This is a genomic window from Kribbella sp. NPDC058693 (assembly GCF_042715335.1).
GTDB classification, from domain to species: Bacteria; Actinomycetota; Actinomycetes; order Propionibacteriales; family Kribbellaceae; genus Kribbella; species Kribbella jiaozuonensis.
In genome coordinates this window covers 1,574,937-1,590,609 of sequence record NZ_JBHXSQ010000002.1, presented here as the reverse complement: position 1 = coordinate 1,590,609, position 15,673 = coordinate 1,574,937, and the positions used below count along the sequence as shown (strand labels likewise).

The following is a 15,673-nucleotide window of genomic DNA, read 5'->3' as shown; positions in this document are numbered from 1 at the left end:
AACCTCGAAGGGTTCCGTCCACCTTTGAGGAGGCGCAGATGAGTCTTGTGCGGAAGAAGACGATCGAGCAGTCGATCGCCGACACGGACGAGCCGGAGTACCAGCTCAAGAAACGCCTCACAGCGATCGACCTGACCGTCTTCGGCATCGGCGTGATCATCGGCGCCGGCATCTTCACCCTGACCGGCCGCGCGGCCAAGCTGTACGCCGGTCCGGGGATCGCACTGTCGTTCGTACTGGCCGCGATCTGCTGTGCGCTGGCCGCGTTGTGCTACGCCGAGTTCTCGTCCACCGTGCCGGTGTCGGGTTCGGCGTACACGTTCTCGTACTTCGCCCTCGGCGAGATCTTCGCCTGGATCATCGGTTGGGACCTGCTGCTCGAGTTGATGCTCGGGGCAAGCGTCGTGGCGCAGGGCTGGTCGACGTACGCCGCCTTGTTCCTCGAAGAGATCGGGTTGGGCTGGCCGTCGTCGATCGGGCCTGACAGTCACGTGAACGTGCTGGCGATGTTGCTCGTGCTGGTCCTGGCGACACTGGCGACCATCGGGATCAAGGAGTCGCTGCGGGTCAACCTGGTGCTGGTCGGCATCAAGCTGTTCGTGGTCCTGTTCGTGATCATCGCCGGCCTGTTCTACATCAAGGGCTCGAACCTCTCGCCGTTCATCCCGCCGAGCGTGCCGGCGCCCAACGGCGACGTCACGATCACCACGCCGCTGTTCCAGGCGCTGTTCGGCTTCACGCCGTCGACGTTCGGCGTGATGGGTCTGGTGTCGGGTGCGTCGCTGGTGTTCTTCGCGTTCATCGGGTTCGACGTGGTCGCGACGACCGCCGAGGAGGCGAAGAACCCGCAGCGCGACCTGCCGCGCGGCATCATCGGCTCGCTGGCGATCTGCACCGTGCTGTACGTGCTGGTCTGCATCGTCATCACCGGCATGGTGAAGTACACCGACATCAACGGCGAAGCCGCGCTGGCCGAGGCGTTCCGCTCGGTCGGCCGCGGCGGCTTCGCGACGCTGATCTCCGCGGGTGCGGTCGCCGGTCTGACCACCGTCGTACTGACGCTGATGATCGGTGCGGCGCGCGTCGTGTTCGCGATGAGCCGCGACCACCTGATGCCCCGTCAGCTCGGCAAGACGCACCCGAAGTGGGGTACGCCGTACCGCCTGACGATCGGCATCGGCATCGTCGTCGCGATCATCGCCGGGGTCACCCCGATCGGCAAGCTGGAAGAGATGGTGAACATCGGCACGCTGGCCGCGTTCACGCTGGTGTCGATCGCCGTACCGCTGCTGCGGAAGAGCCGGCCGGACATCAAGCGGTCGTTCACGGTGCCGGGCAACCCGGTCGTGCCGATCCTGGCCGCGATCATCTGCGTGTACTTGATGCTGAACCTGTCGCTGGAGACCTGGCTGCGGTTCGCGGTCTGGATGGTGCTCGGGTTCGCGGTCTACGCGTTGTACGGCTACCGGCGTAGCCGGGTCGGCCTCGAGGAGAAGACGGGCGAGGCGCAGAAGGCGTGATCCAGACCCCTCGGATGGTCGGCTAGGATCAGCCGACCATCCGAGGGGAACACCAATGAATCACCCGAAACGCCTGTTCGCAGGCGTTGCCGTGCTGGTGCTCGCAGCGTCTGGTGCGGTTGTCGCCGTACGGGCCCGGAACGGCGAGGCACCAGCTGGTGGTAGTGCCGTCGCGGCTGTCGCGATGGGGGCGACTTCGCCGACGCCGGGGGAGCTCGGTCCGGCCGAAGAGTTGGCGCGCAAGCAGGCGATCGATGCGGTGCTGGCGCGGCGGTCGGCCGCCGTACTCAAGGGTGATTTGAAGGGGTTCCTGGCTTCGGTCGATCCGAAGCAGGCCGAGTTGGTTGCGCGTGAGCGGCTGCTGTTCGTGAACCTGCGGAAGTTCGGGTTCAGGTCGCTGAAGTACTTCACCGCGGATGCGTTCCGGCCGGTGCCGGGGTTGGTTTCGAAGTTCGGGCCGACGACGTTCTCGACGCGGGTGATGATGCGGTACCAGTTGGTCGGGCTGGATCCGCAGCCGGTGCAGACGGACCTCGGATACACGTTCGTCCAGCGGGCCGGCGCGTGGGTGCTTGTCGACGACACCGGGACGGACGAGAACCTCAGCCGCGACGGCCATCGTCAGCCGTGGGACTTCGACGAGGTCCAGGTGGTACGGCGTGGGACCGTCGTCGTGGTTGTGGACAAGCGGGAAGCGAGCCTGGGTACGAAGGTCGCGCAGGTTGCCGAGAAGGCGGTGAAGTCGGTCCGCAAGCGCTGGGCCCGGCCGTGGAACGGCGCCGTACTGGTGGTGGCGATGCCGCAGGACCGCGTCATGTCGACGATCTGGACCGCCGGCACCGGCGACGGCTGGACCATCGCGGCGAAGGCGGTCACGCTCTACGAGGGCGAGCAACTCGGCAAGCCGATCGGTCCTCCCATCGGCAGCCGCATCGTCATCAATCCTGCGCTTCGCAAGCGCCTCGACAAGGATCTGCTGGTGCACGAGATGACCCACGTCGCGACGTCGACGCTCGGCATCTACACGCCGATCTGGATGGTGGAGGGCATGGCGGAGTACGTCCGCTGCCGCTCGATCGAGGACGACCCGCACTGGTCGGTCGACCCGTACCGCAAGCGCGTGAAGTCGGCGTACCTCCCGAAGCTCACCGCCCTACCCGACACCACCCTCTTCGACGCCGACGCAGACCGCGCGTACGGCAGCAGCTGGTGGATCGTCGAATACCTGGCCAACAAACTAGGCGAGAAAAACCTAGCCACCCTCTACACCGACATGTCCCAACACGGCGCCACATCCCTCAAGAAAGACACGGGCCTGACCCCCGCCCAGCTGGTAGCCGGCACCAAGAAGTTCAAGGGGTAAGGCGAGCCACGGCTGTCGTTCAGGTGGCGGCTGAAAGAAGTGAGGTGACCTCTTGGGCGCATCCCCAGGCCAGGCTGACGCCGGCGCCGCCGTGCCCATAATTGTGGATGATGACATTGCCGGCCGGCGATCGCTCAGCTTCGAGACGGACCGTAGGTTTGGTAGGTCGTAGGCCTATTCGGTGTTCGATGATTGCCGCTTTCGTGAGTCTGGGCTCGAGTTCTGCACAGCGGTCGACGATGGCGGTCGCGATCTTGTCATCAGGTTTCAGGCTCCACGTGTCAGGCTCGGCGGTTCCACCCAGAATCACGTGATCGCGGTGGGGATAAATGGCGAGCAGGTCCGTGGCATGTTCTGTGTCGGCTTCCAGGAACTCGGTCAAGCCCGGGTTCTTGGCCACTACGTGGTACCCGCGGATCGGAAAGAGCTCCGGGTCCGGGACGAGTTGCCTCGCGCCGACACCCGAACAGTTCACGATCGCGACTCGCGGATCGATGCTCGCCTGGTCTAGAGAAGCCAGGCGGCGAACGGTCAGTGTTCCGCCCGCAGTTCGTAGTCTGGCCAGCAGGTAGCCGAGGTGGAGCGGCATATCAACAAGCGGTGCACTGTACCGGCTGCCGTGGCCATATCCGGTCGGAAGCTCGTCCGGCGTGCAGGGTCGCCTGTCTGCGAGTAGGTTGGCCCAGTCAGGCGCGGGGTAGCTCCTTCGGGACACCTCCATCCCCGACGCCACCCGTACGCCAGAGCCCGCATGGTGAGCGAGTTCCTGCATGACCGTCAAGCTGTGGGCGGCCCATGCGAGAACCCGCGCACGCGGTTCGACCAGCCACGGCCCCCACAGCGCACCGGCGACCGCTGAGGTCGTCGCCTGCGGCCTTTCGGCGGCCATCACCTCGACGTGAAGCCCTGCTTCGGCCAACTGGACAGCGGTGGTCAACCCAATCACGCCGGCACCGACGACAATGATGTGTTGGGTCACAGCTGCGCGTTTCTGGCGAGGCACGATTCGAGCACCGGCAGAAAGTCGCTGACGTGCTCGTTGCGCTTGGCTCTCCGCAACCGCGCAGCGAGCCGGGCGAGCACCTCGATACTTCGAGCAGAACGGACCGTTGCGGTTCGCGCCACTGCGGTGCGCCCGAGGACGCACGCCTCCTCCAGGTTGCCGCGGCCCGCGGCCGCAGTTGCCAGCCAGGCTCCCTCGAAGAGGGCACGGCGTTGCGCCTGAGCGGTGAACGGCCGATCGTGGGCGCCTTTCCGCAGCAGGGTCTCACCCTCGCGCAACATCGCGCGTCCTGCCGACGGGCTGATGTTCTCCGCGGCGAGCATGCCGGCGTGCGTCAATGCATAGCCTGCCTGTGTATCGAGGTGGCTCGGTGTCAGGTAGTACATCCAGGCCGGGTCCTCCGCGCGATCGCCATCGGCCAGCACCTCGAGTCCGGTCTTGTACGCCCGATCGAACGATGACATGTCGCCGGCGACGGCATACCCATAGGCGAGGCGCGTCTGGATCGATGCACGAACCCCCGCGGGCGCGTGCTGCGCGACCGAGACCGCAGATTCGCCGAGAGCGACCGCGTCTGAGGACAACTCGCGGCTCGCCGCCTGAAAAGCGAGATCGGCCACAATATGCGCGGCCATCGCTCTGTAGCCGCACTCGTTTGCGACACGAAGTGCGGTGAACAAGTACCGCTGCGCCGGTCCGTGCAGGCCTGCATCGAATGCCATCCAACCTGCAAGTTGACCGATCTCCGCGAGTGCCGACAGCAGGCGAGTTTCGATGGAACGGGGTTGCCCTCCGCGGCGAACCAGCAAAGCAACCGAGCGAAACTGAGCCCCGACGTATTCGAGATGGCTGCCGCCTCCGGTAGCGTCGTCGAGCCTTTGGAGTAAGGGGATTGCTTGTTCGATCTGTTCGATCAGCGGGCTGTCTGCCGCGGCGGCAGCGAATCCGCGAGGTGACTTCGCCGCTGCGAGATGGCTGGGCATCGAGGTCAGGCCGGCGCCGGAGATCGCGAGGAACCGCCGCCTGTCCAACAACCCTGTCACCACCCAGTCGTCGAGAGCCCCAAGTGTGCCAGCCCGGGTCCAGGGCTGCCGCATGCCTGCGTCCGCAGGCATGACGAGAGGTGAGTCCATCGCGCGTCCTCGCCACAGTTCGCCGACCGTCACCAAGCGCCCGAGCTGAGACGACAGCAGATGAGCTACCAACGTCGGCAGCGGGGCTCGAGGTACCCGATCCGAGTCTCGCCAGTGGTACGGCGCCGTGTCCGCGACTGTGCCAGCGCCGAAGTCCCGGTTGAGGCGGCGTGCCAGCGTACGAGGAGACCAACTCAGCTCTCGCAAGAGACCTTCCAGGACCTCGTTCGCCAACGCGCACCGCTCCTCAGCGTAGTGATCGCCTCACGATTCTCGCAGAAGTTGACGCTTTTGACGCGACTAGTACCTCCCCGTAACCGGCGTCCCCGACCGAGTCTGGAAGCCGGCGGAGCGGACGTGCCGAGAGGGGATGATCCCTCGTTCTCCTCAAATCCCTGCACTCCGCGTCCGTTCCGCCGTTCCACCAACGCAGCGACCGCTCACGCACCCGATTGGAGGACACGTCGATGCTCGCCGCACGGCGCCCCAAATCCAGCCTCGCAACGCGGCTCGCACTGCCCCGAAGGCCGGTGCACGCCCTCTTGATCGTTTCCCTGCTCGGCCTGACAGCCGAGTCGTGTCCGGCGGAAAACCCGCCGGCCGGCTCGGGCTCGCACACCGTACATTCCTGCTCGCCGAACTACACCGACCAGAACAAGCTCGGACGGTTGTCGATCCAGCAGAAGGGGCCGGGAACGTCTATTCAATGGGGGACGTATCCAAAGCTTCCCGCAGACCGCTACATCGTGAGCGTCTATGTCGGTTCAAAGAAGGTTGACGGCAAGAAACAGAGCTATCCGCCGCACGGATCACTACCGGCAAGGATCTGGAGCAACTCCAAGGATCGGTACGTGCCGATGTACAAGACAGGTCAGATCCTCAAGATCACGGGGACCTCGTACAACGCCAAGGGGGCGGTCGTGCAGGAGTTCTACATCAAGTGCAAACTAGTCTGATCTACGACCTGGGAGCTAGTCATGGACACCTCGACCGACAGCGGTACGGAGGCTGCGCAGGCGTTCGTCGTTGATCGGCTGAACGCCGACTTTGCCGGCAGCGGCCTGGCAGACGTCACTGTCCGGGTCGATCCCGCGTGGACGGGGTCGTCGGGCGACGATGTCATCTTGGTCGCCGGCGGACATGAATTTCCTGTTGAGCTTGACGGCGGTGGAGTAGAGCAGGCGTGCGCGTTCGCAGCCTTCCAGTTGCAGTCTGACGCGATGGGCGAACGGAACCGCCCTTGGCCTGAGCTGATCACCTCGACAGGTGAGACGGTCGGTGTCCTTGTCGCGCCGACCGAGGCTGTCGGCGTCGCGATCTGGGAACTGTCTGGCAAACCATTCTGCGCCGTAGGCCATCTGCAGAGGGCGGTGGCGGCAGCCGGCCTGCGGATCAAATAGGCGCTGGCACTCGGCACCCTTCGCACCCGGCTTTCGTCCTCCATACCTTGGTTGCTGGGGGCCGGAGCGGGCTTCCGGCGCCGCACCGACCCCCAGCGGTTTAGATGAGGCTGGCTGTGCCTCGGGGGAGGAAGCGGGAGCCGTTGGTCTTTTCGGCGATGCCGGTGCGGTCCAGGTAGGGGGTGATGCCGCCTAGGTGGAAGGGCCAGCCGGCGCCTAGGAGGAGGCAGAGGTCGATGTCTTGGGCCTCGGCTACTACGCCCTCGTCGAGCATGATCTTGATTTCTTCGGCCAGGGCGGTGAGGACGCGGTTGCGGAGTTCGTCGGGGGTGGAGGGCTTGTCGCCGACCGATACCAGTGACTCGACCTCCGGGTCGACGACCGGCTTGCCTTCCGGCCAGACGTAGAACGAACTCTTGCCTGCGGCAACGACCTTGGCAAGGTTCGCGGACACCGCGAACCGCTCCGGGTACGCGCGGTTCATCGTCTCCGCGACGTGCAGCGCGACCGGCAGCCCGACCAGTTGCAGCAGGACGAACGGCGGCATCGGCAGGCCGAGTGCGGACAGAGCACGATCAGCCTCCGGGATCGGCGTACCTTCGTCCACCGCCGCGCTGACCTCGCCGAGGAACCGTGTCAGCAGCCGGTTCACCACGAACGCCGGCGCGTCCTTCACCAGCACGCACGACTTCTTCAAGGTCTTGCCAACAGCAAAAGCCGTCGCCAGCGAAGCGTCGTCCGTCCGGTCCGCCCGGATGATCTCCAGCAGCGGCAGCACCGCGACCGGGTTGAAGAAGTGGAACCCGACGACCCGCTCCGGGTGCTCCAGGTCCGCCGCCATCTCGGTCACCGACAACGACGACGTGTTGGTCGCCAACACCGCGTCCGGCCGGATGATCTTCTCCAGGTCGGCGAAGATCGCCTTCTTCAGCTGCAGTTCCTCGAACACGGCCTCGATCACGAAGTCCGCGTCCGCGAACACGCTCTTGTCCACCGACCCGGTGACCAGCGCCTTCAGCTGGTTCGCCTTGTCCGCGCGCACCCGGCCCTTGGCGAGCAGCTTGTCGATCTCACCGTGCACGTACCCGACGCCGCGATCCACGCGCTCCTGATCGAGATCCGTCAGTACGACGGGAACCTCCAGCCGCCGCGCGAACAGCAACGCCAGCTGCCCGGCCATCAGACCCGCGCCGACCACACCGACCTTCGTCACCGGCCGCGCCAGCGACTTGTCCGGCGCACCCGCCGGCCGCTTGGCCCGCTTGTTGACCAGGTCGAACGCGTACAGACCGCTCCGCAGCTCCTCGCTCATGATCAGATCCGCGAGCGCCTCGTCCTCGGCCGCGAACCCACGGTCCCGATCGTTGTCGCGAGCCGCCGCGATCAGCTCCAGCGCCCGGTACGGCGCCGGCGCCGCCCCGCTGACCTTCAGATCGGCAAAAGCCTTGCCCCGGGCAACAGCCGCGTCCCACGCGTCTCCGCGGTCGATCGGAGCCCGCTCGACAACGACAGACCCCGTCAGCACCTTCGAAGCCCACAGCAACGACTGCTCGAGGAAGTCGGCCGACTCCAGCAGTACGTCGCCGATGCCGAGCTTCACCGCCTCCGGCCCGCTGAGCATCTTGTTCTGGTTAAGGGCGTTCTCGACGACGACCTTGACCGCGTTGTCCGCGCCGATCAGGTTCGGCAGCAGGAAGTTGCCGCCCCAGCCCGGGATCAGGCCGAGGAAGACCTCCGGCGTCGACAGCATCCCGGCCGCTACCGACACGGTGCGGTACGACGCGTGCAGCGCGACCTCGAGCCCGCCGCCGAGCGCCACACCGTTCACGAACGCGAACGACGGCTTGCCGCCGTCGACCAGCTTCCGCATCACGCCGTGCCCGATCTTGCCGAGCGCTAGCGCCTGCTCCCGATCGGCCAACTTAGGTACGCCGGTGAGGTCCGCACCCGCGGCGAGGATGAACGGCTTGCCGGTCACACCGATCGCGACGATCTCGTCCCGCGCCAACGCTGCGTCCAGAGCAGCGTTCAACGACCCCAGACCCTTGGGCCCGAAGGTGTTCGGCTTGGTGTGGTCGTGCCCGTTGTCCAGCGTGATGAGCGCCATCGTCCCGGCCTTGTTAGGCAGTACGACATCCCGCGAGTGCGCCAGCGTGACAACCTCGTCGGTCGACAGGGCAGAAGCGCTGTCGATCAGTTCCTGCAAGCTCACTTGGCCGCACCTTCCCAGTTGGGGTTCTCCCAGATGACGGTTCCGCCCATGCCGAGGCCGACGCACATGGTGGTGAGGCCGTAACGGACCTCGGGGCGCTGCTCGAACTGCTTGGCCAGCTGGTTCATCAGCCGGACCCCGGACGACGCCAGCGGGTGGCCGTAGGCGATCGCACCGCCGTACGGGTTGACCCGCGGGTCGTCGTCGGCGATGCCGTAGTGCTCCAGGAACGCCAGCACCTGTACGGCGAACGCCTCGTTCACCTCGAAGGCCTGGATGTCGTCGATGGTCAGCCCGGCCAGCTTCAGCGCCTTCTCGGTCGCCGGGATCGGGCCGACGCCCATCACCTCGGGCTCGACGCCGGCGAAGGCGTACGAGACCAGCTTCATCTTCGGCGTCAGCCCGAGCTCCTCAGCGGCCTCCGCCGAGGTCAGCACGCACGCGGTCGCACCGTCGTTGATCCCCGCCGAGTTGCCCGCGGTGACCCGCCCGTGCGGGCGGAACGGCGTCTTCAGCGAAGCCAGGTCCTCGACCGTGGTCCCGGGCCGCATCGGCTCGTCGGTGCTCGCAAGGCCCCAGCCCTGCTCGGCCGACCGGGTCGCGACCGGCACCAGGTCCGGCTGGATCAGGTCGTTGGCGTAGGCCTTCGCGGCCTTCTCCTGGGACGCCGCGGCGTACGCGTCGGCGCGATCCTTGGTGATGCCGGGGAACCGGTCGTGCAGGTTCTCCGCGGTCGACCCCATCACCAGGGCAGAGGTGTCGACCAGCTTCTCGGAGATGATCCGCGGGTTCGGGTCCACGCCCTCGCCCATCGGGTGCCGGCCCATGTGCTCGACGCCGCCGGCGATCACCACGTCGTACGCACCGAACGCGACACCGGCCGCGGTGGTGGTGACGGCGGTCATCGCGCCCGCGCACATCCGGTCGATGGCGTAGCCGGGCGTGGTGTTCGGCAGACCGGCCAGCAGGGCCGCGGTCCGGCCGATGGTCAGGCCCTGGTCGCCGATCTGGGTGGTGGCCGCGATCGCGACCTCGTCCACGCGTTCCGGGGGGAGACCCGGGTTCCGCCGCAGCAGCTCCCGGATGCACTTGATCACCAGGTCGTCGGCGCGGGTTTCGGCGTACTGGCCCTTGGCCTTGCCGAACGGGGTGCGAACGCCGTCGACGAACACGACATCGCGGATCTCACGGGGCACGAGTGCCCTCCTCTGGGGAGTCGGGAAAGCTACCCAAAGGCTACCCGTGAGTAACAGAAGTGCCAAACACCCTGTGGCTGTGGAGCTGCTCACAGCAACCCGTGGCGTACTGCGGGGAATCGGCGCATGCTGGGGGCAGGTAGCTATGGGGAGCCGTTCAATGAACAACCTTGATCTCGCCGTACCGGTCCTGAGCCGGGGCAAGCACCGCAATCCACGCAAGGGCGCCTGCTTCATGGAGTTCGCCTCCTATTTGGCCGGCGAACCGTGGTCCGACCACCCGGCCTGCACGCATCCACTGCTCGCCGGCGTCGCGCGGGACGTCAACGACTGCACGACCGACTCCGGGCGGTCCCGGCTGGCACCGATGATCCCGTCGGTGATCGGCATGACCCCGGACGACCCGCACGTCGTACCGCGGGTCACGGCGCGCTGCATCCAGCACGCGCTGCCGGTCGTCTCGCAGGAGCGGCAGTACATCCTGGCCGTCGCGCTACTGGTGGGGGAGAAGCAGCTGGCCGAGCTCGACGGGCGCCCGCTCGACGACATCGAGCCGGACTCGCTCGCCGTACTGCAGTCGGTCCCGTCGGCGACGAAGTGGGCGCGGGCGTTCACCGCACGCTCCCGCCGCGGTGCGCCGGACTTCGCCCGCCGTACGGCGCCGCGTGCGGTGTCCTGCGCGGTCGAAGGCATCTCGCAGGCGTGTGTGCCGGATCCGGATGACCGGCTCTACCGGCTGCTCGTCGACGCGATCGCCGAGACGAAGTCGTGGATGCCCGCACCTGCGCCGAGGCCGGTACCCACCGAGGTCGTACGCTTCACAGTGTGACTTCGGAGCTCGACGGCGGATTACCAGTTCACGAGTGGGGATCGGCCGACGCCGACGTGCCGGGAATCCTGCTCCTCCAGGAGATCTTCGGGGTCTCCGACTACATCAAGCAACGTGGGGCGGATCTGCACGCCCTCGGGTACTACGTCATCGCACCGGAGATCTACTGGCGCCTTGACGACACCGAGCTGGACGAGTCCTCGCCGGAGCTGCTGCAACAGGCCATGGGCATCGTCTCGCGGCTGGACTGGGACCTCGCGGTCAAGGACGCCGTCGCCGCGCTCCAGTACCTGAAGGCGCGCGGTAAAGGCACTGGCGTTGTCGGCTTCTGCTTCGGCGGCGGGCTCGGCTACAACGTGGCGGCGGTCTCGTCCCCGGACGTGCTGGTGAGCTACTACGGATCCGCGCTGAAGAACCTTCTCGAGCTGCAGGTGACCGCGACCAGCCTGCACCACTTCGGCAACACCGACGCGTACCTGGACGTCGACGAGATCGTCCCGAACCTGGGTGCCGCCGAGGTGCACCGGTACGACGGCGCCGGGCACGCGTTCGACAACCCGCTGCCGATGTTCCACAACGCCGACGCGTCCGCGCTCGCGTGGCGGCGTACCGAAGACTTTCTTGCCCGTCACCTCCCAACCTCCCAAGGATGAGCATGAGCCTGTACGACATTCCGCTGACCACTCTCTCCGGCGCATCGACGTCGCTCGGCGACTACAAGGGCAAGGCTGTCCTGGTCGTCAACGTGGCGTCGAAGTGCGGCCTGACGCCGCAGTACGAAGGCCTGGAGAACCTGCAGAAGAAGTACGAGTCCCGTGGGTTCACGGTGCTCGGCGCGCCCTGCAACCAGTTCGGCGGCCAGGAGCCGGGGTCGGCCGAGGAGATCGAGACCTTCTGCTCGACGACGTACGGCGTCACGTTCCCGATGCTCGACAAGCTCGAGGTGAACGGCGACGGCCGCCACCCGCTGTACGCCGAGCTGACCCTGACGCCGGACGCCGAGGGCGAGGCCGGCGACATCCAGTGGAACTTCGAGAAGTTCCTGGTCAGCCCCGAGGGCACCGTCGCGGCCCGCTTCCGCCCGCGCACCGAGCCGGAGTCGGACGAGGTCGTCACCGCGATCGAGACCCAGCTCCCGAAGTAACCCCGGATCGCCCGTCGCCGCCGCGACGGGCGATTTGTTTATAGAGGATTGCAACAACTCTTTCGAAAGAGTACTTTCGACGCATGCCCGACCCGCATCGTCGCCTCAGCGACCCTCGTGAGCTGAACGCCCTCGCCCATCCCGTGCGGATGGCGATCATCGAACTGTTGTCGGTCAGCGGTCCGCTGACCGCGACCGAGCTGGCCGACCGCCTCGACGAGACGCCGGCCAACTGCTCGTGGCATCTCCGCAAGCTGGCCCAGCACGGGTTCGTCGAGGAGGCCGAGGGTGGAAAGGGCCGGCAGCGGCCGTGGCAGGTGCCGGGGCTCGGGTTCCGCTGGGACGACGAGCATTCGTCGGGCTCGGTCGACGAGCGGCGGGCTGCGCAGGCGTTGTCCGAGGTGGCGATGGGCCGCGCGCTGGAGCGGTTGCACGAGGCGCAGCAGCGCGTGCCCGACGAGCCCGAGGAATGGCGCGCGGCGCACAGCAACACCGAGATGGTCGCCTGGCTGACGGCGGCCGAGCTCAAGGAGATGAACGAGGCGATCAGCGCCGTACTCGACCGCCACGTCGAGCGGCTGACTGATCCGAGCAAGCGTCCGGCGGGTTCGCGGCTGTGCGAGTTCGTGGCGTGGGGCGTTCCGACGTACTTCCCGGGAGTTGAGCCGGCATGAGGAAGCTGTTCGCCCAGCCCGGGTTCCCGCGTCTGTTCGCTGGCCTGAGTACGTCGATGCTCGGCGACTCGGTCATGCTGCTGGTGCTGAGCATGTGGGTGAAGACGCTCACCGGTTCGAACGCGATGGCCGGCCTGACGTTCTTCTTCATGGTGCTGCCTGCGCTCGGCGCCCCGCTGCTCGGGGTGTGGGTGGATCGCCTGCCCCGCAAGGCGATCCTCGTCTGGGGCAACTTCGCCAGCGGGGCCGCGGTCCTCCCGCTCGTCCTCGTCCGCGACGCGAACGACGTCTGGCTGATCTGGGTGGTCGCCTTCCTGTACGGCGTCTCGTTCGTCGTCCTGCCCGCTGCGCTGAACGGCCTGCTCAAGGAGCTGCTGCCGGACGAGTTGCTCGTCGACGCGAACTCGAGTCTGGCCACGATCAAGGAAGGCTTCCGCCTCTTCGGACCGCTGGTCGGGGCGGCGATCTTCGCCACCGTCGGCGGCTGGCTGGTGGCGGTCGTCGACGCAACCACCTTCGTGGCCGCCGGGCTCCTGATCGCGACGATCAAGGTCAGCGAGACGCCGACCCCGGTCAAGCAGACCTTCCGCGAGGACGTGCTGGGCGGAGTCCGGTTCCTGCTCGGCGATCGCGTACTCCGCCATGTCCTCGCCGGCCTCGGCATCTCGATCCTCGTCATCGGCTTCTTCGAGTCGTCGATCTACGCGCTGCTGGATGCCTTCGGGAAGCAGGCGACGTTCGCCGGCGCTTTCGTGACGTGCCAGGGCGTCGGCGCGATCATCGGCGGGCTCACCGCCGCCCGCGCCGTCCGCAGGTTGGGTGAGGTCTCCACCTGCACGGTCGGCCTGATCACGCTGGCGATCTCCACCGTCGTCTGCATCGTCGCGCCCACCATCGCCGTGGTGCTGGTCGGCGCGGCCATCTGCGGTCTCGGGCTGCCCTGGACGTTCGTCGCGTTCACGACGTTGATGCAGCGCCGTTCACCAGGTCATCTGATCGGCCGGGTCTCGACCGCGGTCGAAGTGCTGCTGTCCACGCCGCAGGCGATCTCGCTCGCGCTCGGCAGCCTGCTCGTGAGTCTGCTGAGCTACCGGCAGATCTTCGCGATCATCGCGACCGTGATCCTGCTCGGAGCCCTGCAGATCGTCCTGACCCTGCGCGATCAGCTCCGGCCGGAGCCGTTGGCGGCCGGCGATCCTCAGCTCCCGGCCGAGCCGGCACCCGGGGCCGATCTGCTCTAGACCCGCTCAGTCGAGCGGTTTGGCCGGTGCTTCCGACGTCATCGCGTCGGTGAGTACGTCGGCCGTCAGGCCGATCTGCCAGGGACGGGCGTGGTGGTCGCGGAGGAACGTCGTGACGACGTCGAGGTTCACGTCGGTCGGCGGGGACCAGGCCAGGCGGCGGATGGTGTCCGGCGCCAGTAGGTTCTCGGTCGGCAGACGGTGGGCCTCGGCGATCTCCGCGACGGCGGTGCGGGCTGCGGAGAGGCGTGCGGCGGCGTCCGGGTCGCGATCCGCCCAGGCACGGGCGGGCGGCGGGCCGTCGTACCGCGGTCCTTGTTTGGGGAGCTCGGAGTCGGGGAGACGGCGGGCGTGGTCGACCGCTTCCCACCAGGTCCGCATGTGCCGATGCGCGCCGCGGCCCTTGAAGGCCGTGAGCTTCTGCAGCGTGTCCCGATCGGTCGGCATCGCGGACGCGGCCTCGACGATCGCGGCGTCAGGCAGTATCCGGCCGGGGGAGATATCGGCGGACTCGGCGATCTGGTCCCGCGCTTCCCACAGCGAGCGGACGACGGCGAGGCTGCGGCGGTTGCGGACCCGGTGCATCCCCGACGTACGGCGCCAGGGGTCCGGCTTCGGCTCGCGCGGGGGAGCGTCCAGGATCGCGGCGAACTCCTGCTCGGCCCACTCCCACTTGCCCTCGCTGCGCAGCTCCTGCTCGATCGCGTTCCGCAGCTCGATCAGCATCTCGACGTCCAGGGCGGCGTACACGAGCCAGGGCGCCGGAAGCGGCCGGGTGGACCAGTCGGCGGCGGAGTGCTCCTTGCGCATCCGATAGCCGAGTACTTCGCTCACCAGCGAGGCGAGCCCGACCTTCGGGTACCCGAGGAGGCGGCCAGCCAGCTCGGTGTCGAACACCTGCCGCGGCACCATCCCGACCTCGGCCAGGCAGGCCAGATCCTGGTTGGCGGCGTGGATGATCCATTCGGTGTCGACGATGGCGTCGCCGAGCGCGGACAGATCGCCGAACGGGATCGGGTCGACCAGCGCGGAGCCCGAGCCTTCACGGCGCAGCTGGACCAGGTACGCCCGGTGCGAGTAGCGGTAGCCGGAGGCGCGCTCGGCGTCGACGGCCACCGGACCGGTGCCGGCGCGGAACGCCTCGACCGTCTCGGTCAGCGCGGACTCCTCGTCGACCACGTCGGACAGCCCGTCCCGCAGTTCCAGCAGGGGCAGGCTCGCGGTGGCGTCGTCCGAGGTGGACGGCTGAGGTGTGTTGGCTGAGGTCATCGGCCCCGCTGTCCGCGCCGGGTCGGCATCGCGACCACCCCCGGCGGAACCGGCGGCAGACCGGCCGCGGTGCAGAGCACCTCGCCCCACGCCTCGGCATGCTTGGTCACGTCCACCAGTCCACCAGGTCCCGGCACCGGGCTCCAGGACGCGCGGATCTCGATCTCCGCCGTCGCCTCGTCGTCGGCCATTCCGCCGAAGCTCTCCGATACCACTCTGGTGACGGTACCGCTCGGGGCCAGGAAGTCCGCGCCGCGGTCGGCCAGCGCCTCCATCAGCCAGGTCCAGCCCACGCCGCCGAGCAGCGCGTCGGTCACCATCTCCGGTTCGACGGCGGCTCGCACGTACGCAACACAGCGGAAGGTCGACTGCCAGGCGTCGTTCCCGGCCGGGTCGTAGAGGATGACGAGCCGGCCGGTGGCGACATCGTCGCCGTCAACCGTCACGTCGGCGCTGACCGCGGCCGCGTGCGGTGCGATCCGCTGCGGCGCGGGCATCTCCTCGACGAAAACCTCGGGCCGGAACCGGGCACCTCGTAACTGCGAGACTGCCTCGGCGAACTCCGCGGGTGGCGCGTCGACCTGCTTGCGGGCACCCATGCTTCGCAGCCTACGACCGATTACTCACCGACGCTTGTTTAGACGCGCCGGTAACAGGCGGTGTCTGACCGGCGCACGGCCCCTGGGACC

General features: G+C 67.5%; 15 protein-coding genes. 9 read left to right on the top strand and 6 right to left on the bottom strand.

Annotated elements, in window-relative coordinates; translation table 11 throughout:
• Window positions 1–38: 38 nt before the first annotated feature.
• A complete protein-coding gene (locus ACFWUU_RS17215; protein WP_380176669.1) occupies window positions 39–1,520 on the top strand; it encodes an APC family permease in 1,482 nt (493 codons plus the stop codon).
• 55 nt (window positions 1,521–1,575) lie between these two features.
• Window positions 1,576–2,883 (top strand): hypothetical protein, encoded by a 1,308-nt coding sequence (locus tag ACFWUU_RS17210; protein WP_380176667.1) that lies wholly within the window; start codon window positions 1,576–1,578, stop codon window positions 2,881–2,883.
• Between the two features lie 19 nt (window positions 2,884–2,902).
• On the opposite strand, the gene ACFWUU_RS17205 is transcribed toward ACFWUU_RS17210, so the two are convergent.
• Both ACFWUU_RS17205 and ACFWUU_RS17200 read right to left on the bottom strand, forming a co-directional pair.
• Window positions 2,903–3,862: an FAD-dependent oxidoreductase gene (locus ACFWUU_RS17205; RefSeq protein WP_380176665.1), complete on the bottom strand. Its 960-nt coding sequence runs from the start codon at window positions 3,860–3,862 to the stop codon at window positions 2,903–2,905.
• On the bottom strand, window positions 3,859–5,019 hold the full coding sequence (locus ACFWUU_RS17200) for a transcriptional regulator (protein WP_380176663.1): 1,161 nt from the start codon (window positions 5,017–5,019) through the stop codon (window positions 3,859–3,861). Before ACFWUU_RS17200 ends, ACFWUU_RS17205 begins: the two co-directional genes overlap by 4 nt.
• Window positions 5,020–5,486: 467 nt before the next feature.
• Between ACFWUU_RS17200 and ACFWUU_RS17195 the strand changes: the two genes are divergently transcribed.
• Window positions 5,487–5,975, top strand: coding sequence for a hypothetical protein (locus ACFWUU_RS17195; RefSeq protein ID WP_380176661.1), 489 nt, complete (start codon window positions 5,487–5,489; stop codon window positions 5,973–5,975).
• 21 nt (window positions 5,976–5,996) lie between these two features.
• Window positions 5,997–6,419, top strand: coding sequence for a hypothetical protein (locus ACFWUU_RS17190; RefSeq protein WP_380176659.1), 423 nt, complete (start codon window positions 5,997–5,999; stop codon window positions 6,417–6,419).
• 100 nt (window positions 6,420–6,519) lie between these two features.
• On the opposite strand, the gene ACFWUU_RS17185 is transcribed toward ACFWUU_RS17190, so the two are convergent.
• Window positions 6,520–8,631: a 3-hydroxyacyl-CoA dehydrogenase NAD-binding domain-containing protein gene (locus ACFWUU_RS17185; protein WP_380176656.1), complete on the bottom strand. Its 2,112-nt coding sequence runs from the start codon at window positions 8,629–8,631 to the stop codon at window positions 6,520–6,522.
• On the bottom strand, window positions 8,628–9,827 hold the full coding sequence (locus ACFWUU_RS17180) for an acetyl-CoA C-acyltransferase (RefSeq protein ID WP_137254836.1): 1,200 nt from the start codon (window positions 9,825–9,827) through the stop codon (window positions 8,628–8,630). Before ACFWUU_RS17180 ends, ACFWUU_RS17185 begins: the two co-directional genes overlap by 4 nt.
• A 160-nt stretch (window positions 9,828–9,987) precedes the next feature.
• On the opposite strand from ACFWUU_RS17180, the gene ACFWUU_RS17175 reads away from it, so the two are divergent.
• The 5 genes from ACFWUU_RS17175 to ACFWUU_RS17155 all read left to right on the top strand — a co-directional run bounded on the left by ACFWUU_RS17175 (window position 9,988) and on the right by ACFWUU_RS17155 (window position 13,715).
• Window positions 9,988–10,656 carry a hypothetical protein gene (locus ACFWUU_RS17175; RefSeq protein WP_137254837.1) on the top strand — a complete coding sequence of 223 codons (669 nt, stop codon included), beginning with the start codon at window positions 9,988–9,990 and terminating at the stop codon, window positions 10,654–10,656.
• Entirely contained in the window at window positions 10,653–11,309 is a 657-nt protein-coding gene (locus tag ACFWUU_RS17170) for a dienelactone hydrolase family protein (protein ID WP_380176654.1), read from the top strand. The genes ACFWUU_RS17175 and ACFWUU_RS17170 overlap by 4 nt, the downstream gene beginning before the upstream one ends.
• 2 nt (window positions 11,310–11,311) lie before the next feature.
• Window positions 11,312–11,800 (top strand): glutathione peroxidase, encoded by a 489-nt coding sequence (locus ACFWUU_RS17165; protein WP_380176869.1) that lies wholly within the window; start codon window positions 11,312–11,314, stop codon window positions 11,798–11,800.
• 83 nt (window positions 11,801–11,883) lie between these two features.
• Entirely contained in the window at window positions 11,884–12,474 is a 591-nt protein-coding gene (locus ACFWUU_RS17160) for a winged helix-turn-helix domain-containing protein (protein ID WP_380176651.1), read from the top strand.
• Entirely contained in the window at window positions 12,471–13,715 is a 1,245-nt protein-coding gene (locus tag ACFWUU_RS17155; RefSeq protein ID WP_380176649.1) for an MFS transporter, read from the top strand. The genes ACFWUU_RS17160 and ACFWUU_RS17155 overlap by 4 nt, the downstream gene beginning before the upstream one ends.
• A gap of 6 nt (window positions 13,716–13,721) precedes the next feature.
• On the opposite strand, the gene ACFWUU_RS17150 is transcribed toward ACFWUU_RS17155, so the two are convergent.
• Together ACFWUU_RS17150 and ACFWUU_RS17145 are read right to left on the bottom strand one after the other, a co-directional pair.
• Window positions 13,722–14,984 carry a ribonuclease D gene (locus ACFWUU_RS17150; protein ID WP_380176647.1) on the bottom strand — a complete coding sequence of 421 codons (1,263 nt, stop codon included), beginning with the start codon at window positions 14,982–14,984 and terminating at the stop codon, window positions 13,722–13,724.
• Window positions 14,981–15,583, bottom strand: a complete 603-nt coding sequence (locus tag ACFWUU_RS17145; protein ID WP_137254843.1) for a DUF3000 domain-containing protein — start codon at window positions 15,581–15,583, stop codon at window positions 14,981–14,983. The genes ACFWUU_RS17150 and ACFWUU_RS17145 overlap by 4 nt, the downstream gene beginning before the upstream one ends.
• Window positions 15,584–15,673: the final 90 nt, after the last annotated feature.